General features: G+C 66.8%; 24 protein-coding genes and 1 pseudogene. 14 read left to right on the plus strand and 11 right to left on the minus strand.

All coding sequences use genetic code 11. The features are described 5' to 3' along the window. Nucleotides 1-8 precede the first annotated feature (8 nt). Both AZH51_RS00935 and AZH51_RS00940 read right to left on the minus strand, forming a co-directional pair. The gene (locus tag AZH51_RS00935; protein WP_291520345.1) at nt 9-332 is read right to left on the minus strand and encodes a helix-turn-helix domain-containing protein; all 324 of its coding nucleotides are present in this window, start codon (nt 330-332) and stop codon (nt 9-11) included. Further along, nucleotides 299-1,459, minus strand: a complete 1,161-nt coding sequence (locus AZH51_RS00940; protein WP_291520346.1) for a GAF domain-containing protein — start codon at nt 1,457-1,459, stop codon at nt 299-301. Before AZH51_RS00940 ends, AZH51_RS00935 begins: the two co-directional genes overlap by 34 nt. A 156-nt stretch (nt 1,460-1,615) precedes the next feature. Between AZH51_RS00940 and AZH51_RS00945 the strand changes: the two genes are divergently transcribed. The 4 genes from AZH51_RS00945 to AZH51_RS00960 are packed head-to-tail and all read left to right on the plus strand — an operon-like array spanning nt 1,616 to nt 4,797. Continuing rightward, nucleotides 1,616-2,662, plus strand: a complete 1,047-nt coding sequence (locus AZH51_RS00945) for an amidohydrolase family protein (RefSeq protein ID WP_291520347.1) — start codon at nt 1,616-1,618, stop codon at nt 2,660-2,662. Further along, nucleotides 2,659-3,429, plus strand: a complete 771-nt coding sequence (locus tag AZH51_RS00950; protein WP_291520348.1) for an iron-sulfur cluster assembly protein — start codon at nt 2,659-2,661, stop codon at nt 3,427-3,429. The genes AZH51_RS00945 and AZH51_RS00950 overlap by 4 nt, the downstream gene beginning before the upstream one ends. After that, nucleotides 3,426-4,460 (plus strand): NAD(P)-dependent alcohol dehydrogenase, encoded by a 1,035-nt coding sequence (locus tag AZH51_RS00955; protein WP_291520349.1) that lies wholly within the window; start codon nt 3,426-3,428, stop codon nt 4,458-4,460. Before AZH51_RS00950 ends, AZH51_RS00955 begins: the two co-directional genes overlap by 4 nt. Before the next feature lie 16 nt (nt 4,461-4,476). Beyond that, the gene (locus AZH51_RS00960; protein ID WP_291520350.1) at nt 4,477-4,797 is read left to right on the plus strand and encodes a putative quinol monooxygenase; all 321 of its coding nucleotides are present in this window, start codon (nt 4,477-4,479) and stop codon (nt 4,795-4,797) included. Here AZH51_RS00960 and ppk2 read toward each other — a convergent pair whose 3' ends face one another. Further along, entirely contained in the window at nt 4,798-5,595 is a 798-nt protein-coding gene (ppk2, locus tag AZH51_RS00965; RefSeq protein ID WP_291521292.1) for a polyphosphate kinase 2, read from the minus strand. A 79-nt stretch (nt 5,596-5,674) separates the two neighbouring features. Between ppk2 and egtB the strand changes: the two genes are divergently transcribed. Both egtB and AZH51_RS00975 read left to right on the plus strand, forming a co-directional pair. Beyond that, complete coding sequence (gene egtB, locus AZH51_RS00970) at nt 5,675-6,964, plus strand: ergothioneine biosynthesis protein EgtB (protein WP_291520351.1); 1,290 nt, start codon at nt 5,675-5,677, stop codon at nt 6,962-6,964. Continuing rightward, on the plus strand, nt 6,961-7,422 hold the full coding sequence (locus AZH51_RS00975) for a PPOX class F420-dependent oxidoreductase (protein ID WP_291520352.1): 462 nt from the start codon (nt 6,961-6,963) through the stop codon (nt 7,420-7,422). The genes egtB and AZH51_RS00975 overlap by 4 nt, the downstream gene beginning before the upstream one ends. Here the strand turns inward: AZH51_RS00975 and AZH51_RS00980 are convergent. Together AZH51_RS00980 and AZH51_RS00985 are read right to left on the minus strand one after the other, a co-directional pair. Next, nucleotides 7,419-8,312, minus strand: a complete 894-nt coding sequence (locus AZH51_RS00980; RefSeq protein ID WP_291520353.1) for an amidohydrolase family protein — start codon at nt 8,310-8,312, stop codon at nt 7,419-7,421. The genes AZH51_RS00975 and AZH51_RS00980 overlap by 4 nt on opposite strands. Continuing rightward, nucleotides 8,312-8,890, minus strand: a complete 579-nt coding sequence (locus AZH51_RS00985; protein ID WP_291520354.1) for a dihydrofolate reductase family protein — start codon at nt 8,888-8,890, stop codon at nt 8,312-8,314. The genes AZH51_RS00980 and AZH51_RS00985 overlap by 1 nt, the downstream gene beginning before the upstream one ends. A gap of 85 nt (nt 8,891-8,975) precedes the next feature. On the opposite strand from AZH51_RS00985, the gene AZH51_RS00990 reads away from it, so the two are divergent. Further along, on the plus strand, nt 8,976-10,529 hold the full coding sequence (locus tag AZH51_RS00990; RefSeq protein WP_367188017.1) for a sodium:solute symporter: 1,554 nt from the start codon (nt 8,976-8,978) through the stop codon (nt 10,527-10,529). A gap of 32 nt (nt 10,530-10,561) precedes the next feature. Here AZH51_RS00990 and AZH51_RS00995 read toward each other — a convergent pair. The 5 genes and pseudogenes from AZH51_RS00995 to AZH51_RS01015 all read right to left on the minus strand — a co-directional run. Beyond that, nucleotides 10,562-13,909: pseudogene (locus AZH51_RS00995) on the minus strand (TM0106 family RecB-like putative nuclease); the annotation flags it as partial. A 117-nt stretch (nt 13,910-14,026) separates the two neighbouring features. Further along, a complete protein-coding gene (locus AZH51_RS01000) occupies nt 14,027-15,208 on the minus strand; it encodes an RtcB family protein (protein ID WP_291520356.1) in 1,182 nt (393 codons plus the stop codon). A 214-nt stretch (nt 15,209-15,422) separates the two neighbouring features. Continuing rightward, the gene (locus AZH51_RS01005) at nt 15,423-16,613 is read right to left on the minus strand and encodes an ATP-binding protein (protein ID WP_291520357.1); all 1,191 of its coding nucleotides are present in this window, start codon (nt 16,611-16,613) and stop codon (nt 15,423-15,425) included. After that, a complete protein-coding gene (locus AZH51_RS01010) occupies nt 16,610-17,272 on the minus strand; it encodes a response regulator transcription factor (protein ID WP_291520358.1) in 663 nt (220 codons plus the stop codon). Before AZH51_RS01010 ends, AZH51_RS01005 begins: the two co-directional genes overlap by 4 nt. 26 nt (nt 17,273-17,298) lie before the next feature. After that, complete coding sequence (locus AZH51_RS01015; protein ID WP_291520359.1) at nt 17,299-17,964, minus strand: YoaK family protein; 666 nt, start codon at nt 17,962-17,964, stop codon at nt 17,299-17,301. Between the two features lie 41 nt (nt 17,965-18,005). On the opposite strand from AZH51_RS01015, the gene AZH51_RS01020 reads away from it, so the two are divergent. Beyond that, nucleotides 18,006-19,244, plus strand: a complete 1,239-nt coding sequence (locus AZH51_RS01020) for an alpha/beta fold hydrolase (protein WP_291520360.1) — start codon at nt 18,006-18,008, stop codon at nt 19,242-19,244. 25 nt (nt 19,245-19,269) lie between these two features. Next, nucleotides 19,270-20,415, plus strand: coding sequence for a lysylphosphatidylglycerol synthase transmembrane domain-containing protein (locus tag AZH51_RS01025; protein ID WP_291520361.1), 1,146 nt, complete (start codon nt 19,270-19,272; stop codon nt 20,413-20,415). Nucleotides 20,416-20,419: 4 nt separating this feature from the next. Here the strand turns inward: AZH51_RS01025 and AZH51_RS01030 are convergent, their stop codons facing one another. Continuing rightward, nucleotides 20,420-21,046 carry a DUF305 domain-containing protein gene (locus tag AZH51_RS01030; RefSeq protein WP_291520362.1) on the minus strand — a complete coding sequence of 209 codons (627 nt, stop codon included), beginning with the start codon at nt 21,044-21,046 and terminating at the stop codon, nt 20,420-20,422. Between the two features lie 80 nt (nt 21,047-21,126). Between AZH51_RS01030 and AZH51_RS01035 the strand changes: the two genes are divergently transcribed. The 5 genes from AZH51_RS01035 (at nt 21,127) to hydA (ending at nt 26,797) form a co-directional block, all read left to right on the plus strand. Further along, nucleotides 21,127-21,816, plus strand: a complete 690-nt coding sequence (locus AZH51_RS01035) for a DsbA family oxidoreductase (RefSeq protein ID WP_291520363.1) — start codon at nt 21,127-21,129, stop codon at nt 21,814-21,816. Between the two features lie 18 nt (nt 21,817-21,834). Beyond that, nucleotides 21,835-22,818 (plus strand): glutaminase A, encoded by a 984-nt coding sequence (glsA, locus tag AZH51_RS01040; RefSeq protein ID WP_291520364.1) that lies wholly within the window; start codon nt 21,835-21,837, stop codon nt 22,816-22,818. An 80-nt stretch (nt 22,819-22,898) separates the two neighbouring features. Further along, entirely contained in the window at nt 22,899-24,419 is a 1,521-nt protein-coding gene (locus AZH51_RS01045; RefSeq protein WP_291520365.1) for a CehA/McbA family metallohydrolase, read from the plus strand. Nucleotides 24,420-24,521: 102 nt separating this feature from the next. Next, a complete protein-coding gene (locus AZH51_RS01050; protein WP_291520366.1) occupies nt 24,522-25,370 on the plus strand; it encodes a nitrilase-related carbon-nitrogen hydrolase in 849 nt (282 codons plus the stop codon). A 2-nt stretch (nt 25,371-25,372) separates the two neighbouring features. Continuing rightward, a complete protein-coding gene (gene hydA, locus AZH51_RS01055) occupies nt 25,373-26,797 on the plus strand; it encodes a dihydropyrimidinase (protein WP_291521294.1) in 1,425 nt (474 codons plus the stop codon). The last annotated feature ends 1 nt before the right edge of the window (nt 26,798 follow it).

Genomic DNA, 26,798 nt, shown 5'->3' on the forward strand with positions numbered 1-26,798 from the left:
CACCGACCCTACGGGGCGGACGCGCGGGGCACGTGCACGCCGTACTGCGACACCTTCCGATAGAGGGTGGCCCGGCTCATGCCCAGGTGCTCGGCGGCCTGTTGCATCGTGGTCCCGGGGCGGGACAGGGCACGGACGATCTCGTCCCGCTCGAACCGCTCGATCCGGGACAGCCGCCGGGCGGCCGCGGACAGCACCGAGGGTGGCAGGTGACGTACGTCGATCACGTCGGCCCGCATCGCGGCGTGCCGGATCACCCGCACCAGTTCGGTGACGTTTCCCGGCCAGGCGTGATCGGTCAGCGCCCGGCGGGCGGTGGCGGTGATCTCCACGTCACGACCGCGGGCCCGGGCGGCGACGTGCAGAGCGATCGGCACGACGTCCTCGGGCCGCTCCGGGGGGGCCGGAAGATGCCCCCCGGTCCCGAGCGGCGGCAGCGGCGGGCCGGGACGCCCCCCAGGCGCCGGGCGGTAAACGCGCCCGCCCCCCCGCCGCCCGCCACGAGCAACTGGGCCAGGCGGTCCGCAGCCCACAACGGCAGCACGTCGACGTCACCGACAATCACCGCCGTGTCCGGTTTGCCGACCTCCGGGGCCCACAACACCACCCCCGGCTCGAGGTCCTGGGGCGCGGGCGCGGACGCCGACAGGATCCGGCTACGCGGTCGCACCCGCCGCAGCGCCTGGGACAACAACGTCACCCGTCCGGCCCCGGCCTCCCCCACCGCCGCCACGACACGGCCGGCCGCGAGCGCCGTACTCGCCTGGTCCAACGCCTGGGCCCACCCGGTGGACAGGGCGAAGGTCGATCCACTGCCCGGCTCCAGATGCGGCGCCACGACCCGGAAGACCTCCCCGCGCGGCGCCGGACGCGGGGTGCGGCCCTGGGACCGGGTCAGCATCAGCGCAGCGGTGTTGCTCGCGGCAGACTGGGCCAACGCGAGCAGCAGATCGTGCGAGGAGTCCGACCAGGTCGTGAGGTTGACCGCTCCCTGGAGCCGTCCGGAGGTCGGGTCGAGCACCGGCGCCGCGGCGCACGTGTAGCCGGTGAGGCTCTGGGCGTAGTGCTCCTGTGCCCGTACGACCGTCGGTGACCGGTCGGCGAGCGCCAGGCCCAGGCCGTTGGTGCCGGCTTCCCGCTCGGAGTAGCCGAAACCGGGCGCGAGGTGCACCGCGTCCAACGCCCGCAGGAGCGAGTCGTCACCACTGTGCCGGTTGAGTACCAGGCCCTCGGAGTCGGTGAGCATCAGACTGATCGGTTCCCCCGCGAGGGTCCGCTGCAGATCGCGCAGCACCTGGTCGCCGCACTGGAAGAACAGCGACTCGGTGTCGAGCGCACCGGTGAAGGCCGGCTGCACCTGGTCCAGGGACACGCCGTACTCCTGACTGCGCTGCCACGACGCGAGAACCCGTGCCGACGCGGGGCGTCCGTCGGCGGCGCGCTCGGGCAATGCGTCCATACCTGACCTCCTGGTGTGATCCAGGTTACAAACCGCGGCCGGGGCCGCGGCCTGAACGGCGTCTCAAAGTGAGACAGCGCAGGTGGGGCGGGTGGATCGGGAGCGGCATACGTTCTGCGGTGTGACACCAGTCACAGCACCGATCAGGAGGCCCGCATGTACACCAAGGACGACGAGAAGTACTTCATCGTCGACGCCCACATCGCCCTGTGGGACGCGCGCGAGAGCAACCAGCGCAACATCCACGGCAAGCAGTTCATCGACTGCTTCTACGACTACCACCGCAATCTGTCCCCGGAGTCGGAGGTGTGGGCCTACGAGGACTACCTCTACCAGGGCGGCGAACGGTTGATGAAGGACCTGTTCACCGACGGCTACGTCGACCACGCCGTCTTCCAGCCGGCCTACCTGGGTGAGTTCTACAAGACCGGTTTCGGACAGACCGAGGAAGCCTTCGCCCTCGCCCAGGCGAATCCGGACAAGCTGACCTACAACCACAACTTCGACCCGCGCAACGGCGAGGCCGGTTTGGACCAATTGCGCGCTGACGCAGAGCGATTCAAGCTCAAGGGCGTCAAGCTCTACACGGCGGAGTGGCACGGCGAGAGCCGCGGCTGGAAGCTGGACGACCCGTGGGCCTACCGGTACTTCGAGTTGTGTCGTGAGCTGGGGATCAAGAACATCCATGTCCACAAGGGCCCGACGATCCGACCGCTGGACCGGGACGCCTTCGACGTCTCCGACGTGGATCACGTGGCCACCGACTTCACCGACCTGACCTTCATCGTCGAGCACGTCGGCCTGCCGCGCCTGGAGGACTTCTGCTGGATCGCCACCCAGGAGCCGAACGTCTGGGGCGGCCTGGCCGTCGCGATGCCGTTCATGCACACCCGCCCGCGCTACTTCGCCCAGATCCTGGGTGAGTTGCTCTACTGGATCGGCGAGGACCGGATCACCTTCTCCTCCGACTACGCCATCTGGACCCCGCGCTGGTTGATCGAGCAGTTCGTGGACTTCCAGATTCCCGAAGACATGAGCGAGTACGCACCGATCACCACCGAGCAGAAGAAGAAGATCCTCGGCCTGAACGCGGCCCGGCTCTACGACCTGGACGTGCCTGCCGAGTTGCAGTTGCCGACCGCCGATGAGACCGCGACCGGTCCGCGGCAGCCGGAGGCAGCGGACCTGGTGGGCGCGAAGTGACCCTGACGCTGACCCGGGAGGACGCGGTCACGGCCGCGCTGGGCGTCGTCATCGATCCCGAGCTCGACGAACCGATCACCGATCTGGGCTTCGTGCGCAGCATCGCGATCGATGGGTCCTCAGTCATTGTGCACCTGCGGCTGCCGACGTCGTTCTGCTCACCGAACTTCGCCTACCTGATGGCCTCCGACGCCAAGGACGCGCTCGTCGCGTTGGACTGGACGGACGCGGTGGTCGTGGAGTTGGACGACCACCACGACTCCCCGATCATCAACGCCGGGTTGGCGGGTGACCTGGGCTACCGGGGCACCTTCGGTCACGAGGCGCTGGACAGCCTGGATGAGTTGCGTACGACGTTCCGCCGAAAGGCGCACACCGCGGCGATGGAGCGATGCCTGACCGATCTGCTGCGGGCCGACCCGTCCCGGTCGGTCGAGTCGTTGGCTGACGTGCGCCTGGGTGAGTTGCCCTCCGGTGAGCATCAGGCGGCACTGGTGCGTCGGCGTACGGCGATCGGATTGCCCACGGACGCAACCGATTATGTGCTGGTCGACCACGAGAACGCCCGTCCGGGCAACGTACCCCTTGCCGTTGCCCGGGCGCGCTCCACCCGCATCTCCATCGATGGCAATGCGCACTTCTGCCGTGGTCTGCTCCGCACCCGGTACCCCGGGTCCGAGCAGGACCAAACCGTACGGACCGACGGGCTGGAACCCGCCGACACCGCGTTCTTTTCCCTCACCACTCTCAGGGAGTCACTGTCATGAGCACCATGCGAGCCGTCCAGGTGGTCGGCTACCACGAGAACCTGCAGCTGGAGCACGTCCCCGTGCCCGAACCCACCGGCCCGTGGGACGTCGTCGTCAAGATCGGCGGCGCGGGCGTCTGCCGCACCGACCTGCACATCCTGGAGGGCCAGTGGGCCGAGAAGTCCCAGGTGCACCTGCCCTACACGATCGGGCACGAGAACGCCGGCTGGGTCTCGGCGGTCGGCAGCGCAGTGACCAATGTGCAGGAGGGTGACACCGTCATCCTGCATCCGTTGATCACCTGCGGCCTGTGCCGCGCCTGCCGTAGCGGCGACGACGTGCACTGCGAGGCCAACCAGTTCCCGGGGATCGACACCAACGGTGGGTACGCCGAGTACCTCAAGACCTCGGCGCGCAGCGTGGTCAAGATCGACCCCTCGCTGCAGCCCGCGGACGTGGCGGCGCTGGCGGACGCCGGCCTCACGGCGTACCACGCGGCGGCCAAAGCAGCCCGGCGCCTCACACCCCGCGACAAAGTGGTCGTGATCGGGGCAGGAGGCTTGGGGCACATCGGGATTCAGGTCCTCAAGGCGCTCAGCCCGGCCGAGATCATCGTCGTCGATCGCAACGCGGACGCGGTGAAGCTGGCCCTGTCGATCGGCGCCGACCACGGTGTCGTCGCCGAAGGTGGGCAGGTCGATCAGGTGCTGGAGCTGACCGGTGGCAACGGCGCCGAGGTCGTCGTCGACTTCGTCGGTGAGAACGGCGCGACGGCCGAAGGCACGGCCATGCTGCGACAGGCCGGTGACTATCTCGTCGTCGGATATGGCGAGAACATCGACGTGCCGACGATCGACATCATCTCGAGCGAGATCAACTACATCGGCAACCTGGTCGGGTCCTACAACGACCTGTGCGATCTGATGGAGTTGGCGCGGCGTGGTGCGGTGACCCTGCACACGCAGAAGTACGCGCTCGACGACTTCCAGAGCGCGATCGACGACCTGGACAATGGTCGGGTGCGCGGCCGCGCCATCCTCGTTCCCTGAGTGCATAGGAGTCGCAATGATTTTCATCACCGCTCGCTTCCGAGTGAAAGCGGAGGATGCCGACCAGTGGCCGGAGATCACCCGCTCGTTCACCGAGGGGACCCGCGCCGAACCGGGCAACCTCTGGTTCGACTGGGCGCGCAGCACGGAGGACCCGCAGGAGTATGTCCTGCTGGAGGCGTTCAAGGACGACGGCGCCGAGGCACACGTGTCCTCTGATCACTTCAAGCAGGCGCAGGCCGATCTGCCGCCCCACCTGGAGGAGACGCCCCGGATCGTGAACTTCCAGGTGCCCGGGGAGGAGTGGTCCGAACTGGGCGAGATGGCGGTCGACTGACTACGTGCCCGCCTGCGCCTCCATCTGCGCGGCGACGTCGGGCACGTGGTTGGACATCTCCCGCGGCGGCCGCTCGTAACCACCCGACGGCGGCCGCTGCGGGATCGTCACCTCGGTCCGCTCGATCTCGCGGTAGGGCACCTGGGAGAGCAGGTGGGCGATCATGTTGATCCGACCCCGTCGCTTGTCCTCGTTGTCGACCTCCCACCAGGGCGCCTCGGGGATGTCGGTGTGCACGAACATCGTGTCCTTGGCCCGGGAGTAGTCCTCCCACTTGGTGATGGACAGCACATCGTTCGGGCTCAGCTTCCAGCGGCGCATCGGGTCCTCCGCCCGGGAGCGGAAGCGGTTCTCCTGCTCCACGTCGGACACGCTGAACCAGTACTTCAGCAGCAGGATGCCGTCCTCCACCAGCAGCCGCTCGAAGATCGGCACCTGCCGCAGGAACCGGTGGTACTGCACGCTGGTGCAGTACCCCATGACGCGCTCGACCCCGGCCCGGTTGTACCAGGAGCGGTCCATCAACACGATCTCCCCGGCCGCCGGCAGATGATTGATGTAGCGCTGGAAATACCATTCGGTGCGCTCGCGGTCCGACGGCGAGGGTAGGGCCACGGTGCGGGTGATGCGCGGGTTCAGGTACTCAGTGACCCGTTTGATCGTCGAACCCTTGCCGGCGGCATCACGGCCCTCGAAGATCACCACGATCCGGGCCCCGGTCTCCTGGACCCAGGCCTGCATGGTGACCAGTTCGGCCTGCAGCTTCTTCAGCTCCGTCTCGTAGAGCTTCTTGTTCATCCGGGCCATCTGCGAACTGTAACCGGACGCCCACTATCGGGGGGCGCGATTGTCGGCAGCGCTGCGTAGCGTCGTGGGCATGGCCTCCCCCGCTCTCAACACCTCGTCCGACTTCATTGCCCGGTACGACGCGTTGCGGGCCTACACCGAGTCGCTGGCTGCGCCGTTGTCCCCCGAGGACCAGACGGTCCAGTCAATGGCCGATGTGTCCCCGACCAAGTGGCACCGGGCGCACGTCACCTGGTTCTTCGAGACCTTCCTGCTGGCTGAGCACGAGCAGCGGTTCGCCCCGTTCCAGGACAAGTACTGGTTCCTGTTCAACTCCTACTACGAGGCGGTCGGCCCGCGGTACTCCCGCCAGCTGCGCGGCGTGATCTCGCGACCGGGTGCGCACGACGTGGGGCTGTACCGGGCCAACGTGGATGGGCGGATGCGTGACCTGATCGCTGGTGCCGACGAAGGCACCCTGGAGAAGTTGGCGCCGACCATCACCCTGGGTTTTCATCACGAGCAGCAGCACCAGGAACTACTCCTGATGGACATCAAGCACGTGCTGTCGCTGAACCCGTTGGAGCCGGTGTACGCCGGGCGGCCGCACTCCGCGTCGCCCGCACCCGGACCGCTGGGCTGGGTCGACTTCGCCGGCGGGTTGGTGGAGATCGGCCACCCCGGCGGCGGGTTCTGTTTCGACAACGAACTACCCGAACACCAGGAGTACCTCGCGCCGTACCGTCTCGCCGACCGGCTGATCACCAATGGCGAATGGCTGGACTTCATGGCCGACGGCGGTTACCACCGGGCCGAGTTCTGGTTGTCCGACGGGTGGGGCCAGGTCCAGTCCGACGGGTGGCAGGCGCCGTTCTACTGGACCGAGGTGGACGGCGTGTGGTTCGAGCACACGCTGCACGGCACCTACCCGGTGGATCCGGCGCTGCCGGTCTGTCACGTCAGCCACTACGAGGCCGACGCGTACGCCGCGTGGGCCGGCAAGCGGCTGCCCACCGAGGTGGAGTGGGAGCATGCCGCACGTCTTCAGGATGAAACCCCTTCCGCCGCAGACAATCTCGGTGACACGTCCGCTTTCCACCCACGGGCCGCGGGCCGACAGGACGGTCAGCTACGCCAGCTCTTCGGTGACTGTTGGGAGTGGACGCGATCGGCGTACCTGCCGTATCCCGGGTTCCACGCCAGCGAAGGCGCCATCGGCGAGTACAACGGGAAGTTCATGTCCGGGCAGATGGTGCTGCGCGGTGGTTGCGCCTTCACCCCGCCCGGTCACGCGCGAGCGTCCTACCGCAACTTCTTCCCGCCGGGCGCGCGCTGGGCCCTATCCGGCGTGCGGCTGGCCGACGATAACGTCTCGGTATGAGCCCGAAGATCGCGACCAACACGGACGTCTCGCTCGAAGATCTGCTGTCCTTCGTGCGGCCACGGCATCACCTGGTGTTGATCACCCAGCGGCACGACGGCTCGCCGCAGGTGTCCCCGGTGACCGGTGGCGTGGACGACTCCGGACGCATCGTGATCTCCAGTTATCCGCAACGGGCGAAGACCCGCAACGCGCGCAAGCGGCCGGAGGTCAGCGTGCTGGTGCTGTCGGATGAGTGGGACGACGCGTGGGTCCAGGTGGACGGTGACGCCGAGGTGATCGATGCGGTGGATGACGTCGAGCCGTTCGTGGAGTACTTCCGCAACATCGCGGGCGAGCACTCCGACTGGGACGAGTACCGGGCGGCGATGGTGAAGCAGAACAAGTCGCTGATCCGGGTGACTCCGACCCGGTGGGGTCCGGTGGCCACGGGCGGTTTCCCGCCCGAACAGGCCTAATCCACGCCGAAGAGCCGTGCGGCGTTGTCCCGCAACACATTCCGCGACCACGCGGCACCGAGATCGAGACCGAGCACCGCGTCGACCTGGGTCAGGAACGGATGCGGGATGTTGGGGAAGTCGCTGCCGAAAAGGATGCGATCACCCAACTCCACCAACCGGCGCCTCGATGCGACTGGGAACGGCATCAGATCCTCGGTGAAGGGCGTGAACACCATCGTTGTGTCCAGGTAGATGTCCGGATAGTCATCGGCAAGATCCAGGAACGCGTCGTACTCAGGCATCCCCATATGGGCGACGATCAGCACCAACCGGGGAAAGCGCTCGAGCAGACGGCGCACTCCCGCGACGCCCGTGTGATCGCCCGGCACCGGACCGTCGCCGGAGTGAATGACAGCGGGAATTCGCCTCTTCTGCAACAGACTCCACACCTCGTCGAGCAGCGGATCGTTCGGGTCGAAGTTGCCGACCTGGACGTGCACCTTGAAGATCCGGGCACCGCGGTCGATCGCCTCCCGGACGTACGCCGCTACCTCGGGCTCCGGGTAGAACGTCGCCGACTGCAGGCACTCGGGCACCTGGGCCGCGAACTGCGCCGACCATTCGTTGAGCCACGCCGCCATCCCGGCCTTGTGCGGGTAGTTCAGCGACGAGAACCGCGCGACGCCGAAGGACCGCAACCGCGCTAGCCGGTCCTCGTCATCGCCGCGATACACGATCGGCCAGGACCGCCCCAGCAACGGACCGGCCGCATCGAAGTAGGCGCGCACCTTCGCCAGCACCCGGTCGGGCATGAAATGGGTGTGTACGTCGATCATCGAGTCCAACCCGACACTCGCCAACCGCTCGCGCACGCGGGCGCCTTCGTCGTCGGGGATCGTGGCGCTCATCACCGCGCCGCCCGGTAGCTGGCGATCAACAGTCCGTCCTTCGTACTCGCGCTCTCCACCAACTGCAAGGGCACTGGCACGTCCGCCGGCCCGAACAAGCGTCGACCAGACCCCAGGACGATCGGATGGATGAACAGCAGGAACTGATCGATGAGGCCTTCGGACAACAACGAGCGGACCAACTGGCCGCTGCCCATCACGACTAGCTCGTGCTCGGACGTCGCGCGTAGGTCAGCAATCCGGGCGAGTACGTCGCCGATCACCATCTGGGTATTCGGCCACTGTGGCCGATACCCCCCGTCCGTAGAAACGACGTACTTGGTGGCGTTGTTGAGCCCGTCTTTGAACGGGCCGCCCGCATCGTTCCAGTAACCCAGCATGTCCTCGTAACTGAACCGGCCGAAGAGCCACGAGAAGCCGGACCCCATTGCTTCTCCGAGTGCCTCGGTCACGCGCGGGTCGTCGGACGGCTGAGCCCACCCACCGTGCGCAAAGCCGTCGCGTCGGTCTTCGTCGGGCCTACCGGGACCCTGCAACACCCCGTCCAGGCTGAGGTGGTTCACGACGACGATGCCCATCGCGACCTCCTTGCGTGCTTGAAAATTGTTTCCTTGTCAGACAGAGTTACGTAAATCACTATCTCCGATCGAAGGAGCCTCGCCGGTGGACAACGTCCTCAACCTTGCCGTGATCCTGCTCTATCTGATCGCAATCGCGGCAGTGGGTCTACGGCTGTCCGGTAAACAGAAGTCCGGATCGGACTACTTCGTCGGCGAGCGCAGCATGCCGTGGTGGACGGTCTGCTTCTCGGTAGTAGCCACTGAAACGAGTGTCCTCACGGTGATCAGCGTGCCGGGTGGTACCTACGCGGGCGCTGGATTCGGCAATGTGGAACTGGCCTTCGGCTACATGATCGGCCGGGTCATCGTTGCCACTTTGCTGATTCCGCTCTATCGGCAGGAGGGCTTCACCAGCGCGTATCAGTACCTCGGGCAACGGTTCGGCCGGTGGAGTCAGGGCCTGGCATCGGTGACCTTTGTGGTGACCCGGTTGATGGCCGAAGGTGTCCGCCTGTTCGCCTCGGCCATCCCGATCAAGCTGCTGCTGGACGAGTTCGGGATGAACGTCAACTACGGGGTGATCATCATCGTCCTCACGATCATCACCGTCGCCTACACCTACCTCGGCGGCATCAAGGCCGTCATCTGGACGGATGCGATCCAGATGCTGCTCTACCTCGGCGGCGCCATCCTGGCGATCGTTGTGCTGGCTGCACACGTCGGCTGGACCGGCATCACCGATGCATTCCACGCCGGGCAGTTCAAGGTCTTCGACACCGACTTCGCGTTCTCCCACATCCTGACCAGCCCGTTCGCCCTGCCCACAGCGATCATCGGCGGCGCGATCTTCGCAATGGCCTCACACGGCTCAGACCAACTGATCGTGCAACGGATCCTGTCCACCAAGACACTGCGCGACAGCCAGAAGGCGATGATCGGCTCGGGGGTCTTCATCATCATCCAGTTCGCCGCGTTCTCCCTCGTGGGAGCACTGCTCTGGTCGTACTACGGCGGACGCAGCGTGAAGGACCTTGGCCTGGCGACCCCTGACGACATCTATCCCAACTTCATCCTGCACGGACTACCGGTGGTCATCTCCGGTCTGATGGTTGCTGGAATCCTCGGCGCGGCAATGGGTTCGCTGTCCTCCGCGCTGAACTCCATGGCCAACTCCACGGTGGCCGACATCGTGCACGCTTTCACCAACAGGCAACTACCCGACGACGTGGCGCTCAAGGTCGGCCGAGTGATGACCATCGTGTGGGCGATCCTGATGGCCGGGTTCGCGATGCACTTCTCCGGCACGACGGGCAACGTCTACCTGACCGGCCTCGCCATCGCCGGCTACACCTACGGCGCAATGCTGGGGGCGTTCCTTCTTGGCCGACTCGTTCCGCGAGCCGATCAACGCGATGCCCTGGTGGCCTTCATCGCCACCGTGATCGCGATGACCTACATCGTGCGGAACATCTCGATCGACGTGACCAAAGCGGGCGTCGCGACCACGGCCAGCATCGCGCCTCAATGGTTGGTGCCCATTGGCGTCGTCATCACACTGGTGGTCGGCGGGGTGATGAGTCTGTTCCACGCGGCGCCGTCGCAGAGCGACAGGAACGCTCCGAGTTCCAGGAATGACTCGACGGTCGTCGGCAGGTAGGCGGTCAACGCATCCGACCGGATGACTACCGCACTCCACATCGCACGCGAGATCGCGACGTTGATCCGGTTGCGCATCAACAGGAAGCCCATCCCCCGCGGTACGTCGCCCCGGGATGAGGCAGTCATGGACATGATCACCACCGGCGCCTGCCGACCCTGGAACTTGTCGACCGTGCCGACGCTGACCTCCGCCAGGTCCGCCGCGGCCAGGTGAGCACGGATCAACTCCACCTGCGCGTTGTACGGCGCGACCACCAGGATGTCTTGTTGCTCCAGTGGTCGTGGGGGCACGTCGGGTCGGCCCCGCCACGCGATCCCCAGGAACCGGCGCACCTGCGCCACCACCTCGTCGGCCTCCTGCGGGCTCTGCACACTGTTGCCGACGTGCGGCACGGTGACCACACCGAGCCCGGGCGGCACCTCGGCCAATTCGCGCTTCGCTGCGCCTGCGGCCGCCTGCAACCGACCGCTGTACGACAGGTGCGATACCCGCTCGCACAACGCCGGATGCATCCGGAACGACTCGGCGAGGAAATACCCCATCTGCGCGTCGATCGTGTCCGCACCGTCCATCAACCAGGCCAGGGCGGACTCATCCACCGCCTCGGGGTGACTGGCCTGGCTGACCTGGGGCAACTGCTGCGGATCCCCCACGAGCAGTATGCGTTTCGCGGAAACACCGGCACCGATCGTGGCGGCCAGCGAGAACTGTCCCGCCTCCTCGATCACCAGCAGGTCCAACGAACCGGCCGGCACGTCCTGACTGCAGAACTTCCAGGTCGTCCCGCCGTAGACCAATCCCTCGGTCCGCTGCAAGAACGCCGTCTTGTCCTTCTGTTTGCTCAGATCAGTCCAGCGCGCACTGTCATCGCGCGGCTCCGCCTTGCCGATCGCCGCAGGATCCAGACCACCCCGCACCAGCGCGTCCAGCAGATGCTCGACCACTGCATGCGACTGCGCGACGACCCCGACCCTCCAATGGTGTTGCTCGACAAGGGTCTTGATCACCGCACACGCCGTATGGCTCTTCCCGGTGCCGGGCGGTCCCTGCACGGCAACGTAGGAGTCGGTCATCGACGTCAGCGCCGCAACAATGTCCGTGATGTCGTCCCCGGAGTGCGGCAGCAACCCGCCCTGCGCCAGTCGTGACGGCTGTCGGGTCAACAGATCAGTGACCGCGTTCTGCGGCAGCGGATCGCTCAGCGACTCCTGCGCCACCTGGGCGATCCGATCCGCGATGACCTTCGACCGCGGCGGCGAGCCCGGCAACAGCGCGACCGGCAACTGCGCAAACTGCAGGTCCGCCGGGCGGCTCTCGGTCACCAACACGACGTCGGGGTCATCGGTGAACTCGATCGTCGCCTCGCCGGAACGCAGCAACGTCCCTGAGCTGGAAGGGAACTGCGCCTTCGGCGGGCCAGGTGCGGCGTACGCGATCGAGACACCGCGACTCGGCGCGCTGCCCGGACCCCACCGTCCGGTCAGCCGCAGCACCCGGCGGGAGGCCGCGTTGGCTCGCGTCGAGGTGGGCGCCCACTCCTGCTCGACCTGCACCTCATCGATGACGAAGACGTCCCGCTGACCCTCCAACTCCTCCCGTGGCTGCCCCAGCAGGTCGATGTGGTGCCACCAGTGCACCTTCTCCTCACGGCGGTAGTAGGTCAGCGCCGCCGCCAGCAAGGCGCGGGCCTGCTGCGTCGGCGTCCGCTCGGTCGGTTCGAGCGGGCCGGACCCGTCGACCAGCTTCTGGACCAGTTGCGCCCGGGCCTCCTGATCAGCGCTGAGCCCTGCATCCGGCACCAGTGCGTCAGCGGACGCCGCCGCGCCAATGGTGACGCCAGCCGCCGCCGCCCGAGCCAGCAGCCAGTCACGCAACCGCAGCGTCGACAAACAGTCGTAGCCGTTGTAGTCGGACAGATCGGACCGGATCCGCTGCGCACCAACGGAATCCCCGTCCATCGTCCGCTGCAGGAACTCGTGGAACGCCACGATCGAGGCGTCCCCGGCGGTCACGCCATCGGCATCGCGCAACTGGTCGCCCATGTAGAGCGGCTCGAGCTTCTTGATGCTGTAGGAACCCTTACCGATCCGGATCGCGGCACGCACCGTGGCGTAGAGGTCGACGAAGACCCCCGCCCGCAGCAGATCGTCCAGCTCGTCCTCGTGTGTCTGGTAGCGGATCGCGAGCCGTTTGAGAGCCGAGGTTTCGTACGGCGCGTAGTGGTAGACGTGCATGTCCGGGAACTGCGCCCGGCGGGCTGTGAGCGTCTCGACGAACCGAATGAAGACCGCCCGCTCCTGCTTCCGGTCCATGGCCCACCACGGGTCGAACTGCTCCGCGGTGTCCAGGATCCCCCACAGGTACTCCAGGCCCGCAACGGCCGGATCACCCTCGTCGTAGAGCGGATCCCCCTCGAAGTCGAAGAACCAGTCCCCCGCCGACGGCTGCGGCAACATCGCCAGCGCCGCCTGCGCACCGGGCTTCAACTCCGACAGCATCGGCGCATCATCCGGCAGATCCCGTTGCCGCACTTGCAGATCCGCCTGTGCCCGCAACCGGTCGAAGACCTCCGAGCTGATCCCCTCGGGTGCCACGTCCGCGGCAGCCAGTTGCGGCATCGTCGTCACCCCGGCCGCGCGCAACGCAGTCCGCTGTCCCGCGTAGACCCCCGCCACCGCCCACAGGTCATCGTGCGCCTCGATGGCCGCCGTGCAGTCGGCGCACTTGCCGCACGCCACGAGATCCGGACGGCCCCACAGAACGGGACCACTCGCTGTACGGTGATCAATCAGTAACTCCCGCAGACGGTTTCGCCGTTCCCGGAACACCGGGAGCACCTCGGAAATCGGGAACTCCTCGCGCGACCGGTCCCCGAGCAACAGACCCACCCGCGGCGCCACCGGCACGTCCATGCCCAGCAGCTGATCGACGTACGCGCCCAGTTGCAGCAGTGCCCGTGGCTTGGCTTCCCGGGCCAGCTTGGCGTCCCACACCTGCCAACCATCCTCGGCCGGGATGACAAAGTCGGCGTAGCCGAAGAACTCCCCGTCGTAGAACGCCGGCTGGTAGAGCACCGCGTCCCCCTCCAGCGCCCGGCGGGTGTGCTCAGCGGCGGCCCACAACGACACCTCGGTGTACGGCGGGGACACCCTGGCCATCGAGCGCACCTCACGCTCGGCGCGCAACCGCTCCAGCTCGTGGTCCTCGTGCCGGTCCCCCAACCGGGCGATGTGCTCCAGCAACGGATCCTCGGGCGCGGCCGGAGCGCTCGCACGACCCAGCAGGACATCGAGCCGGCACAGCACCTGGTACTCGCAGTCCGCCGCCGCCGACAGATCCGACGCGCTCCATCGCACGTCCCCCTCAACCATCAACATGGCTTCACCCTGCCACGGACCACCGACAGCCACCCGCGATGACGGGTCTGGTCATGGATTGCCTATCCGAACGCATCAGACAGGCAATCCATGACCAAAGTCGACCGAGGAAGCACCTCAGTCGCCCTTCACGTTCACCAACTGCCGCAGCGTGTGCCGGATCTCCACCAGGTCAGCGGCATCCGCCATCACCTGATCGATGTCCTTGTACGCCGCGGGGATCTCATCGACGAACGCCGCGGTGTCGCGGTACTCGATGTCACCCATCGCGGCCCGCAGGTCGTCCTGGGTGAACGTCCGCCGCGCCGAGGACCGGCTGTGCACCCGGCCCGCACCGTGCGGGCTGGAGTTCAGCGCCACCGGGTTGCCCTTGCCGACCACGACATACGACGCGGTCCCCATCGACCCCGGGATCAGACCCCAGGTGCCCGCGGTGGCATCGATCGCACCCTTCCGGGACAACCACACCTGCTTGCCGAAGTGCTTCTCGGACTCGGTGTAGTTGTGGTGGCAGTTGACCTCCTGCTGCCGCTCAAAGGTCTCAGCAGCGCCACCACTCACCCAGTAGGCGAACTCCCGCACCACCCGGTCCATCATCTCGGCCCGGTTCAGGAACGCGAACCGCTGCGCCCACCGCAGCTGCCGCACGTACGTCGTGAACTCCGGCGTGCCCTCCACCAGGTAGGCAAGATCGCCATCCGGCAACGAGATCCACCACTGCTTGGCCAGCCGCTGGGCGACCTTGATGTGGTGCTGGGCGATCTTGTTGCCAACGCCCCGCGACCCCGAGTGCAGGAACAGCCAGATCCGGTCCTGCTCGTCGGCGCTCACCTCGATGAAGTGGTTACCGGAGCCGAGCGTGCCCAGCTGCAGCGGCCAGTTCTTGGCGTACGACGCCGGGTCGAAGCCGGATCCGGTTGCCAGAGAGGCCAACTCGTCGATCCGCTCCTGCGTGTGCTCGCGTGTCACCTTCCGGTTGTAGGCGCCCGCGGACAGCGGGATGGACCGCTCGATGGACATCCGGAGCTTGCCCCTGTCCCCCGGCAGGTCGGACACGGCGTACGGCGTCCGGACCGCCATCATCCCGCAGCCGATGTCCACGCCGACCGCCGCCGGGATGATCGCGCCCAGCGTCGGAATGACCGAACCGACCGTCGCGCCCTTGCCCAGGTGCGCGTCCGGCATCAGCGCCAGGTGCGGGTATATGAACGGCAACGTCGCCGTGACCTTCGCCTGCTCCAGCGTCTTCTCGTCAAGGATCGACGCCCAGTTCAGGAGCCGATCCGAAATTCTGTCCATGACGAATTCCTCTCTGTGTGAATGTGTTTCGGACACGAAAAAGCCCCAGCCGGATGGCTGGGGCTCACAGTGCGTGCGCTCGGAACTACTCCGACCGCAGGCGTACCTCAGCGAACCCCGTCACCCATTCCGGGCGGGGTTTGCTGTTCAGGTACGTCGAGCACATGGGCAGAACCGTAGCCGCACCTCGCGCTGGGCGCACCCGGATTTCCCGTCAAACAGGAAGCCGCACCTCAACCGAGGTGCCCGTGGGCGACCCCGGCTCCACGACCAGGGTCCCGCCGGCCGCGGCGACGCGCACGCGGCGCGACGCCAGGCCGAGATGGCCCTGCGCGAGCCGTCCATCGAGATCAACCTGACCCATGCCCCGCCCGTCATCAGAGACCACCATCACGACCTCGTCATCGTTGCGCCGCAGGGATATTCGCAGCTCGTGAGCCTCGGCGTGTTTGACAACGTTGGTCACCAGCTCGCGTGCCGTCGACAGCAGCAGACCGTCCTGCTTCGTGTGCAACCCGTCCGGCCATCCCTGCACCTCGAGCGTGACGGTCAGCCGTCCGCGAGCGCGGACTGTCTCGGCCAGGTCAGTCAGGGCTGCGGGCAGACCAGCGGCGTCCAGCACCGCCGGATGCAGCGCGGTCGTCGTCGAGCGCAGCAACCGGGCCGCCTCCTGCAGCGCCGCGTCGGCACGTTCCGTGGCGACAGCGTCCCCGGTGGCGACGTCGTCCAGTTCCAGCCGAGCTCCCAGGACGTACTGCAAAGCCCCGTCGTGCAGCGACTCGGCCAGGTCACGCTGCTCACGCTGTTCGACGGTGACCAGGTCCGACAGCAGCGCGGTCCGGTCGGCCAACAGGTCGGCGATCGTGCGCACCCGGGAGCGCTGCAGATGCGACAGGAGCACCGCACCGAGCCCCACTGCCGACAGCAGCACGGTGCGCAACAACACATAGGACCACGGCTCGGCACCCACGTTGCGGATCAGGATGCTGGTGACCAGTTGGACCAGGATGGTGGGTCCGACGACGGCCGCGCACATCCACGGGTTCAGCTGGGCGGCCGCGATGATCGGAATCACGAAGAAGCCGTTGATCAGCAGGTACGGCGCCCAGGACTGATCCGCCGACAGGTCGCTGATCAGGGTGAGCAGGGTCAGGGCGGCCACGTCGACGACGAGGGCCACCCAGAGATACCGCTGCGTGCGCAGGTCTCCGGACCCGAGGAATCCGATGCCCAGGGTCCACACCAGGTAGGCCGCGACGATGACCCAGCACACGGCGAGGTGCTCCGTAGGTGGCTCGGTCAGCAGCACCGCGACGTAGGTCGCGACGAGGAACAGCCGCAACAGTCGTCGAATGCGGGCCGCCCGAGCGGCGTGCACCGGCACCAGGTCTGCGCCGAGGCTCACTCCAGTAACCCGCGGCGCATTCCCTCGGCGACGGCGGCGGCCCGGTCGGAGACGCCCAGCTTGTCGTAGAGCCGCTGGGTGTGGGTCTTGACCGTGCTCGCCCCGAGGTAGAGCTCGGCGGCCAGCTGCGGGATCGACAGTCCGCGCGCGAAGCCCTCCAGTACCTGTTGTTCGCGCTCGCTGAGGGCTGGCGCCTCACGGTCCCGGCGCAGCCTGATCTGCTCGGCGAGGCCAGCCGTCAACTCGGGAGGCACGACGGTGCCGCCCTTGGCCACACGCAGCACCGCATCGACGATCTCGGCGCGGCGCGCGTCTTTGGACAGGTAACCGTTCGCCCCTTCCTCCAGTGCCTGGAAGACCACCGCACTGTCGGTGAGCGCCGACAGCAGGAGAGTTCGCGTCGCCAGCCCCTCCCGCGTGACGGCATGGACGACGCCCAGACCGTCCACATCCGGCATCTGGTAGTCCACGACCGCTACGTCGGGCTGCTCGGTGCGGATGACCTCCAACCCCTCGCGCCCGTCATCGGCCTCGCCGACCACCTCCACGTACCCGCTGCTGCGCAGACCGCGCGCCAGCCCGTCGCGGAAGAACGGGTGATCGTCGATCACCACGACCCGGACCAGTCGGGCATGGGTACTTCGGCCTGCGCTACTCACGTCCACCTCCTGCTGTCACCCTGTCACTACGGCCGCGATGCGGCTAGATAGCTGACCAGCGCGAGCGCCTCGATCGCGACCGCTCCCCACAGCGCCGCCGACGACACGTGCACCGTCGCCAACGCGCCCAGAAAGGCCCCGACGGCGAACGCGGCAACGACCAGGACGCTGAACACGGCTGCGTGCACCTGGCCCGCACGCCGATCGCGCACCATGGCCGCGACCGACTGGGCCAGCCGCATGAGGTTGCCGGTGGTCGCGATGGTCACCAACGACAGACCACCGGCCGACCGGAACAGGTCGAGCCGGATCGCTCCGACGAGCGAGAGCACGACCAGGAAGATGGCGGCCGGTGTCGCCGCGGGCAGCATGGCCAGCACAGCGAAAATCGCGACCTGGCCGACCATCACCGCCACCATGAAGTGCCGGGGCAACGCGGGACGTACGCCGCGTAGCAGCTGGGCGAGCGCGAGCCCGGTCGCGTAGGCCAACAGCGGCCAGAGGTACCGGGTCCACGGATGGTGCTGCACCAGGGCTACTGCGAAAAAGACGACGTTGCCGGTCTGTGCGAACGCGAAGGACTGGTAGCGAAGGAACAGGTGGGCATCGATGTACCCGCTGACCATCGTCATGAGCAGCGCGCTGACCTGGCCGACGTCACCCGGCGTGCGCAGCGTCTGATTGTCCTGCACTCGCGCCCTCCGCTCGCGCCGTCTGATCCTAAGCTCACGGTATGGCAACGACCACCATTCCCGGCCTGGTTCTGATCGATCACGAGATCGAGGTCCCGCTGGATCACGCGAACCCTTCCGGGCCGACCATCACGGTCTTCGCGCGCGAGGTCCGCCGACCCGGAGACGGTCCGGATCGCGATCCGCTGCTCTTCCTGCAGGGTGGTCCCGGCGGTGAAAGTCCCCGTCCCACAGGCATTCCCGAGCCCTCAGGGTGGCTGGGCCGGGCCTTGCAGGACTACCGGGTCTTCCTGCTGGACCAACGCGGCACCGGTCGTTCCACGCCGATCACCGCACTGGCGGACCAGAGCCCGCAGCAGCAGGCCGACTATCTGGCCCTCTTCCGCGCCGACGCCATCGTCGAGGACTGCGAGGTGCTGCGCCAGGAGTTACACATCGACCGGTGGAGCCTGCTCGGGCAGTCGTTCGGCGGCTTCTGCACCCTGCGCTATCTGTCGACGCACCCGGACTCGGTCAAGGAGGCGTTGTTCACCGGTGGTGTGCCACCGATCGGGGTGCCGGTCGACGAGATCTACGCCGCGACGTACGACCGGATCCTGGAACTGACCGATCGGCACTACCGGGCGTTCCCCGGCGACCGGGACCGGATGCGCGCGTTGGCGCAGCGGGCGGCGGCCGGGCAGGTGACGCTGCCCGGTGGCACCCAGGTCAGCGCTGATCACCTGCGGGGTATCGGCGCCCCCCTGGGGATGACCGGCGGTTCGGAACAACTGCACTACCTACTGGAGCGTGACCCGGACGGTCTCGGTTTCGGCTACGACCTCGCCGGGCTGTTGTCGTTCAACGGTCACAGCCCCCTGTACGTCCTGGTCCACGAAGCGTGTTACGCCGACGGCGGTGTCACGGACTGGTCGTCGGCGCGGGTCCGTCCGGACGTGTACCGCGATGATCCGACCCTGCTCACCGGAGAGCACGTCTTCCCGTTCCACGTCACGGCCGATCCGTTGCTGGCACCGTTCCAGCAGGCCGCCGATCTGTTGGCGCGTCGCGACTGGCCCCAGCTCTACGACCGGTCTGTGCTCGCCGACCTCGCCGTGCCGGCCGCGGCAGCGATCTACTACGACGACCCGTACGTGCTGCGCGAACACTCCCTCCAGACCGTCGAGCAGGTGCCCGCGATCCGGCCGTTCATCACCAACACCGTGCTGCACAACGGCCTTCGGTTGATGCCCGACCAGATCCTCGGCCGGCTGATTGACATGGTTCATGGCAGGGCGTGACCGAGCTGGATCTACAGTGACGAATATGAGCGCCGACCGAGGTGAGGAAACGAGCGAAGCGAGGCCCGGAGCCGAGGCCAGAGGCGCGACCGAGAAGTTGAGTACAGAGGTGACCGACGCGGAGCCGGAGAAGGCGCAGCGCAGAAGGCTGTCCCGGTCGCTGCTGATCATCGTGCTGTCGGTCATCGCCGGCTACCTGATCATCCAGTTCGTCGGCCAGATCGACTGGAGCCAGGTCTACCGCGCGTTCGGCCACGTGAGCTGGTGGCAGGTGCTGATCCTGCTCGGCATGCTTCTCGTGCGCCAGACCCTGAACGCGGTCCCGCTGGCCACCTTCGTCCCCGGTCTCGGCCTGAACCACTCGCTGCAGAACGACGTCGCGGCCAACGTGGCCGGGACCGTCACGCCGCCCCCGGGCGACATGGTGGTACGGATCGCGATGTTCAACTCCTGGAACGTCAACCCGGTCGACGGCATGGCCGGAGTGACGATGAACATGCTGAACTTCTACGCCGTGCGCCTGTTGGCACCGGTCGTCGGGCTGTTACTCTTCGCGGCCGCCGGCCTGGAATTCCACCGGGTGGGATGGGCCATCCTGTGTGCGCTCGGAGCCGTGGGCCTGATGCTGGTACTGGCCATGGTGCTGCGGGCCGAGGACTGGGCCGACCGGTTGGGCCGCGGCGCCGCCCTCCAAGCCCAGCGCTTCAAGGCCAGCGCGGACCCGGACAAATGGTCCGCTGCCGTGAACAAGTTCCGGGAGCAGATGTCCGAGGGCTTCACCCGCCGCTCCACCATCTCGATGGCATCCCTGCTGGCGATGGTGGCCGTCGACTCGCTGATCCTGCTCCTCGCGCTCCGGTTCGTCGGCGTCCCGGCCAGCGCTCTGCCCATCCTGCTGATCATGGGGACCTTCTTCAGCGCTTACCCGCTCACGGCCATGCCGTTGTTCGGTTTCGGTGTGCTGGACGCCGTCCTGACTGCAGCCTTCGTGGAGGAGTCCAGCCTGCACTACGAGCCGATGATCATCGCCGCCCTGGCCATCTGGCGCGCGATCACCATTCTCGGACCGCTCCTCGCGGGCGCGATCACCATCCTGGTCTGGCGACACCGTTCGGGTAACGACCTGAACCTGTGGGGGCGCAAGGGAGCCAGCGAACCGGCGACGCCGTAGGCACTCAGCCGAGCATCTTCTTCATCGTCGCGATCTCGGCCGTCTGACTGGTCACGATCTGCTGGGCCAGCTTCTTGGCGTCCGCGTTCGCGCCCTCGGCCAGCTCCGTCCTGGCCATCTGCACCGCCCCCTCGTGGTGGGCGATCATCATGGTCAGGAACATCCGGTCGAACCCAGCACCGTTGGCTGCCATCAGGTCCGACATCTCCTGCGTGGACATCATCCCGGGCATCCCGGTCATCGGACCCATGTCGTGACCGGCCATGCTGCTCGGCACGGGCTTGCCCCAGGCACGCAGCCAGGTGCTCATCTGCTCGATCTCCGGAGCCTGGGCCTTCTCGATCCGGTCCGCCAACGCCTTGACCTCCGGCGACAGAGCCCGGCTGGCTGCCAGCCTCGACATCTGCACGGCCTGCTCGTGGTGCGGGATCATCTGGGTCGCGAACTGGACGTCGGCGTCGTTGAAACTCGCCTGCTGCGAGCCTGACATCGTCGAACCCGGCACCGACGACGCGTTCGTCATCATGCTCATGTCGTGACCGCCGTGCCCGCTTGATGAACTGCCGCACGCAGCGACCACCGTCAGGCCGACAAGGGACAGAGCCGCGGCACCGAGGCGCTTCCTGTTCATGAGCCCAGAATACCCCCTGGGGGTACATTGGACGGGTAAATACCAGGAATGCCGAAGGCGACCGCGACGTTGCGCCTGTCGTGAAGATTGACATCTGGTCCGACATCGCCTGCCCGTGGTGCTTCATCGGAAAGCGCCGTTTCGAGAAGGCTCTGGCCGCGTTCGAGCATCGCGACGATGTCGAGATCCATTGGCACAGTTACCAGTTGGATCCTACGCTGCCAGCCCACTACGACGGCACCGAAGTCGACTACCTGGTGGCCAGCAAGGGCATGCCCCGGGAGAACGTCGAGCAGATGATCTCCATGGTGGGCCAGCAGGCCGCCGAAGAAGGTCTGCACTACGACTTCGACCACCTGGTCGTGGCCAACTCGTTGCCTGGTCATCACCTGCTGCACCTGGCCGCCCGACACGGTGTCGCCGACCAGGTCAAGGACGCACTGCTGTCCGCGCACTTCGAGAAGGGTCAGGACATCGGCGACGAGCAGGTGCTCACCGCCATCGGTGAGCAGCACGGCCTGCCTGCGATCGACGTACGTGCCGCCCTCACCGACCCCGAACTCACCGCCGAGATCGAGCGGGATTTCGCCCAGGCTCGCGCCTACGGCATCAGCGGGGTGCCGTTCTTCGTGCTCGATGAGAAGTACGGCGTGTCGGGCGCCCAACCGTCCGACGTCTTCTCCCAGGCCCTCGAGCAGGCGTGGCGCGACGCGCACCCACTGGTCGTGGCCGAGCAGGTTGGGCCGGTTTGCGGGCCGGACGGTTGCTGAGCGCCCTACCATCGGGGCGTGAGCACCGACACCGCTGACCACCGGTACGTATCCTCCGGGGACCTGCCTGGCCAGGACGAGGCTGACGCCTGGATCGGGCGCGCGTACGACGCGTTCCGGACGGACGCCGACGGCACCGTGTCCACGGTTTATCCCGTTCTCGCAGAGGCAGATCCGGACAAGTTCGCGATGTGCCTGACCACAGTCGACGGCGCCTCGATCACCCGCGGCGACCTGGACCAGAAGTTCGTCCTGATGAGTGTCTCCAAATCGTTCGTCCTCGCCCTGGTCTGTGAGCAGGTCGGGCTGGACGTCGTACGCCGAGTGGTCGGGGTCAACCCCACCGGGTTGCCGTTCAACTCGTTGGCGGCTATCGAGCGCTTCAACGACGGCCGCACTAACCCGATGGTCAACGCAGGGGCGATCGCCACCAGCAGCCTGGTGCCCGGAAGTGACTTCGAGGAGCGCTGGATCCTGCTGACCAGGACCATGTCCGCCTTCGCCGGCCGACCGCTCACCATGGACCAGGCAACCTACGACTCGGCACGCACCACCAACATGCGCAACCGGTCGATCGCCTACCTGCTGAGCTCCTACGGCGCCATCAACGGCGACGCTATGGCGGCACTCGATCTGTATACCCGCCAGTGCTGCCTCGAGGTCACCGCCAGCGACCTGGCGGTGATGGGCGCGACCCTGGCGACCGGCGGCGTCAACCCGGTCACCAAGGAGCGCGTCGTCTCTGCCCACACGGCGCACGCGGTCCTCGCCATCATGACGATCGCCGGGATGTACGAGAACTCCGGCGACTGGTTCCTCGACGTCGGAGTCCCGGCCAAGTCCGGGATCAGCGGCGGCATCGTCAGCGTCTCCCCCGGCAAAGGTGCCCTCGCGACGTACTCCGCCCCGCTGGATACGGCCGGCAACAGCGTGCGCGGAGTGAAGAGCGCCATCTACCTGTCCCAGCACCTGGGTCTGGACGTCGTCGCCGTACCAGACTGACCGCCTCGGCGCGTCAGGGTTCACGCAGCGTTCGTCGCGATGCCACCGGCTCGCCACCCGCAGAGGCGTTGCATGGCCGGGTGACTACCAACAGCCAGCCGAGCCGCCGAGCCGTGCTTGCCGCCGCGAGCGCCAGCACCGCGATCTTCCTAGCCCCCATCGCGCCCGCGTCCGCGGACAACACTGCCGCCACCACGACCGTCACAGGGCATATCGACCCCGGGCCTGCCGACTTCGTCTACCTGCCGGTCGACGTACCTGCAGGTATTCAGCAGATCGACGTCAGCTACACCTACAACAAGCCCACGGTGCCCGCAGGAACCCCGGGCAACTCGTGCGACATCGGAATCTTCGACGAGCGCGGAATCTCCCCTGACCTCAGGGGTTTCCGTGGTTGGTCCGGCGGCTTCCGCACAGAGTTCTCGATCAGCGCCGCCGCGGCCACCCCGGCCTATCTGCCCGGCAAAATCGGTCGTGGTCGCTGGCACATCGTGCTCGGTCCCTACCAGGTGGCACCGGAGGGACTCGACTACGAAGTCACGGTCACTCTCACTCCGGGTCCGCAGCAAGCGCCCTACCGGCCGCAGTATCCGGCCAACTCCGCTGCTGGTGGTCGCGCCTGGTACCGCGGTGACTGCCACCTGCACACCGTCTACTCCGACGGCAAACGGCAGCCCAGTGAGGTCGCCGCCGGTGCGCGTGCGGCCGGCCTCGACTTCATCGTGTCCACCGATCACAACACCAGCGCCTCGCATGGCGTGTGGGGGCCGCTGGCCGGGAACGACCTGCTCATCGTCACCGGCGAAGAGGTCACCACCCGCAACGGTCACTGGCTGGCGCTCGGGCTGACCCCCGGTCGGACGATCGACTGGCGGTACCGATCACGTGACGGCCGCATCGATGACGCAATTCGTGCTGTTCACGCCCAGCACGGATTGGCCGTATCGGCGCACCTCTATTGCCCGTGGATCGGATGTGAATGGAAGTTCGGCTTCGACGGGCTGGATGCCACCGAAGTGTGGACCGGCCCGTGGGGCTGGGACGACGAGGCCGCTGTCTCGACGTGGGCCAACCGGTTGACAGCATCCGCCGAGCACGGCAGCGAGTGGTTGCCAGCCATGGGCAACAGCGACGCGCACAGTCCCGGCGACGTGATCGGCCTGCCGCACAACGTCGTTCACGCCGACCGTCTCGACCGCGATTCCGTGTTGGCTGCCATCAAGGCCGGGCGCAGCTGGATCGCGGAGTCCTCCGCAGTCAGTCTCAGCTTCAGCGCAACTACCGGGCGCCGTACGGCGGGAATCGGCGAACGCCTGCGAGCCCGCCCGAAGGACGTGGTCACCGTGACTCTCACCGTGGACGGGGTGCCCGGCGGCACCGTGCGTCTGCTGACCGATCAGGGTCAGTTGTTCCAGACCGTCCTACCTGCGGACGGGTCGGGCTCGATCACCTGGCGTACGACGCCCCAAGCCTCCGCGTTCGTGCGCGCCGAGGTGCGCCATCCGGTGGGGGGTGGCGCCGGCGGCACCACCATGGGGCCGAGCGCTGGGTTCGGCCCCATGGCCGCGCTGACCAATCCGATCTGGATCGACCGTCTGTGAATTCGCTGGAGGCGTAACCCGGGTGTCACCGGCGGTAATGCGGTAGAAACGCGATAGGCGTTGACTGCCTACTTACGCATGTTTCAGAAGGGACACCACCGGATGACCGTCGTACGAGCCGCCATCACCCAGACCACCTGGACCGGGGACAAAGCCTCGATGCTGGACAAGCACGAGGGATTCGCCAGAGAAGCGAAAACCCAAGGGGCCCAGGTGATTTGCTTCCAGGAGTTGTTCTACGGACCGTACTTCGGGATCACCGAGGACGCGAAGTACTACGACTACGCCGAGCCGGCGGACGGTCCCATCGTGCAGCGCTTCGCCGCGCTGGCGAAGGAACTCGAGATGGTGATGATCCTGCCGATCTACGAGGAGGAAATGCCCGGGCTGTACTACAACACCGCCGTGGTCGTCGACGCCGACGGCACGATCCTGGGCAAGTACCGCAAGCACCACATCCCCAACCTCGACAAGTTCTGGGAGAAGTTCTACTTCCGCCCCGGCAACCTGGGTTACCCGGTCTTCGACACTGCGGTCGGCCAGGTGGGGGTCTACATCTGCTACGACCGGCACTTCCCGGAGGGCTGGCGCGAGCTGGGCCTCAACGGAGCAGAGATCGTCTTCAACCCCAACGCCACCAAGCCGGGTCTGTCCAACCGCCTGTGGGAGATCGAGCAGGCCGCCGCAGCGGCCGCGAACGGCTACTTCGTCGCCGCACCCAACCGGGTCGGGACCGAGGACAACGAGTACGGCGATCTGGCCGTGACCTTCTACGGCAGCTCCCAGTTCCTGGACCCGCGCGGCAACTACGTCGGTGACCTCGGCTCAGCGACCGACGAGGAGATCGTCGTACGCGACCTGGATCTGGATCTGATCCGTCAGGTCCGCAACGACTGGCAGTTCTACCGGGACCGTCGCCCGGACTCCTACCTCGCGATCCCGGAGGCGTGACGCTGATGACAACTCTGATCACCGGAGGCACCGTCGTCAGCGCGACCGGCCGCACGACCGCCGATGTGCTGGTGGAGGGCGAGAAGATCGCCGCACTGCTGGCTCCTGGCACCGCGCAGACCCTCGGCATCCAGGCCGAAACTATCGACGCCGCAGGCAAATACGTCATCCCCGGCGGAGTCGACGCGCACACCCACATGGAGATGCCCTTCGGTGGCACCTTCGCCAGCGACACGTTCGAGACCGGCACCCGGGCGGCCGCGTGGGGTGGCACCACGACGATCATCGACTTCGTCGTGCAGTACCCCGACCAGCGGATCATGGACCAGTACCACGCCTGGCACGAGAAGGCCGGCGGCAACTGCGCCATCGACTACGGCTTCCACCAGATCCTGTCCGATGTGCAGGACGACTCGCTCAAGGCGATGGACGAGTTGATCGATGAAGGCGTGACCAGCTTCAAGCTGTTCATGGCCTACAAGGGAGTCTTCCTGTCCGACGACGGGCAGATCCTGCGCGCGTTCCAGAAGGCCGCCAGCAACGGCGCCATGATGATGATGCACGCCGAGAACGGCAGCATCATCGATGTTCTTGTGCAGCAGTCGGTTTCGGCCGGCAAGACCTCGCCGTTCTACCACGGCATCACCCGGCCCTGGCAGGCCGAGGAAGAGGCCACCCACCGCGCGATCATGATCGCCGATCTCACCGGTGCGCCCCTGTACGTCGTGCACGTCTCGGCCAAGCAGGCGGTCGAGCAGATCGCGGCGGCGCGCGACCGGGGCATGAACGTCTTCGGTGAGACCTGCCCGCAGTACCTCTACCTGTCCCTGGAGGAGCAACTGGGCGCGGTCAGCGAGCAGTGGGGCGAGTTCGAAGGGGCCAAGTGGGTCTGCTCGACGCCCCTGCGGGCGCGGGCCGAAGGTCACCAGGACCACATGTGGCAGTCGTTGCGCACCAACGACATTCAGATGGTCTCCACCGATCACTGCCCCTTCTGCATGAAGGAGCAGAAAGAAATGGGCATCGACGACTTCTCCAAGATCCCCAACGGGATCGGGTCGGTCGAGAACCGGATGGACCTGATGTACCAGGGCGTCGTGAACGGCCACATCAGTCTTGAGCGCTGGGTGGAGATCACCTCCACCACGCCGGCCCGGATGTTCGGCCTCTACGGCACTAAAGGCGTCATCGCTCCAGGAGCAGACGCCGACATCGTGGTCTATGACCCGGCCGGCCACACCTCGATCGGCCTGGGCAAGGCGCACCACATGAACATGGACTACTCCGCCTGGGAGGGTTACGAGATCGACGGGCACGCCGACCTCGTGATGTCCCGCGGGACCGTCATCGTGGACGAGACCGGCTACATCGGCAGCAAGGGGCACGGCAAGTACCTCAAGCGCGGCCTGTCGCAGTACCTCATCTGAG

The sequence above is a fragment of the Branchiibius sp. NY16-3462-2 genome (assembly GCF_001594145.1).
GTDB lineage: Bacteria > Actinomycetota > Actinomycetes > Actinomycetales > Dermatophilaceae > Branchiibius.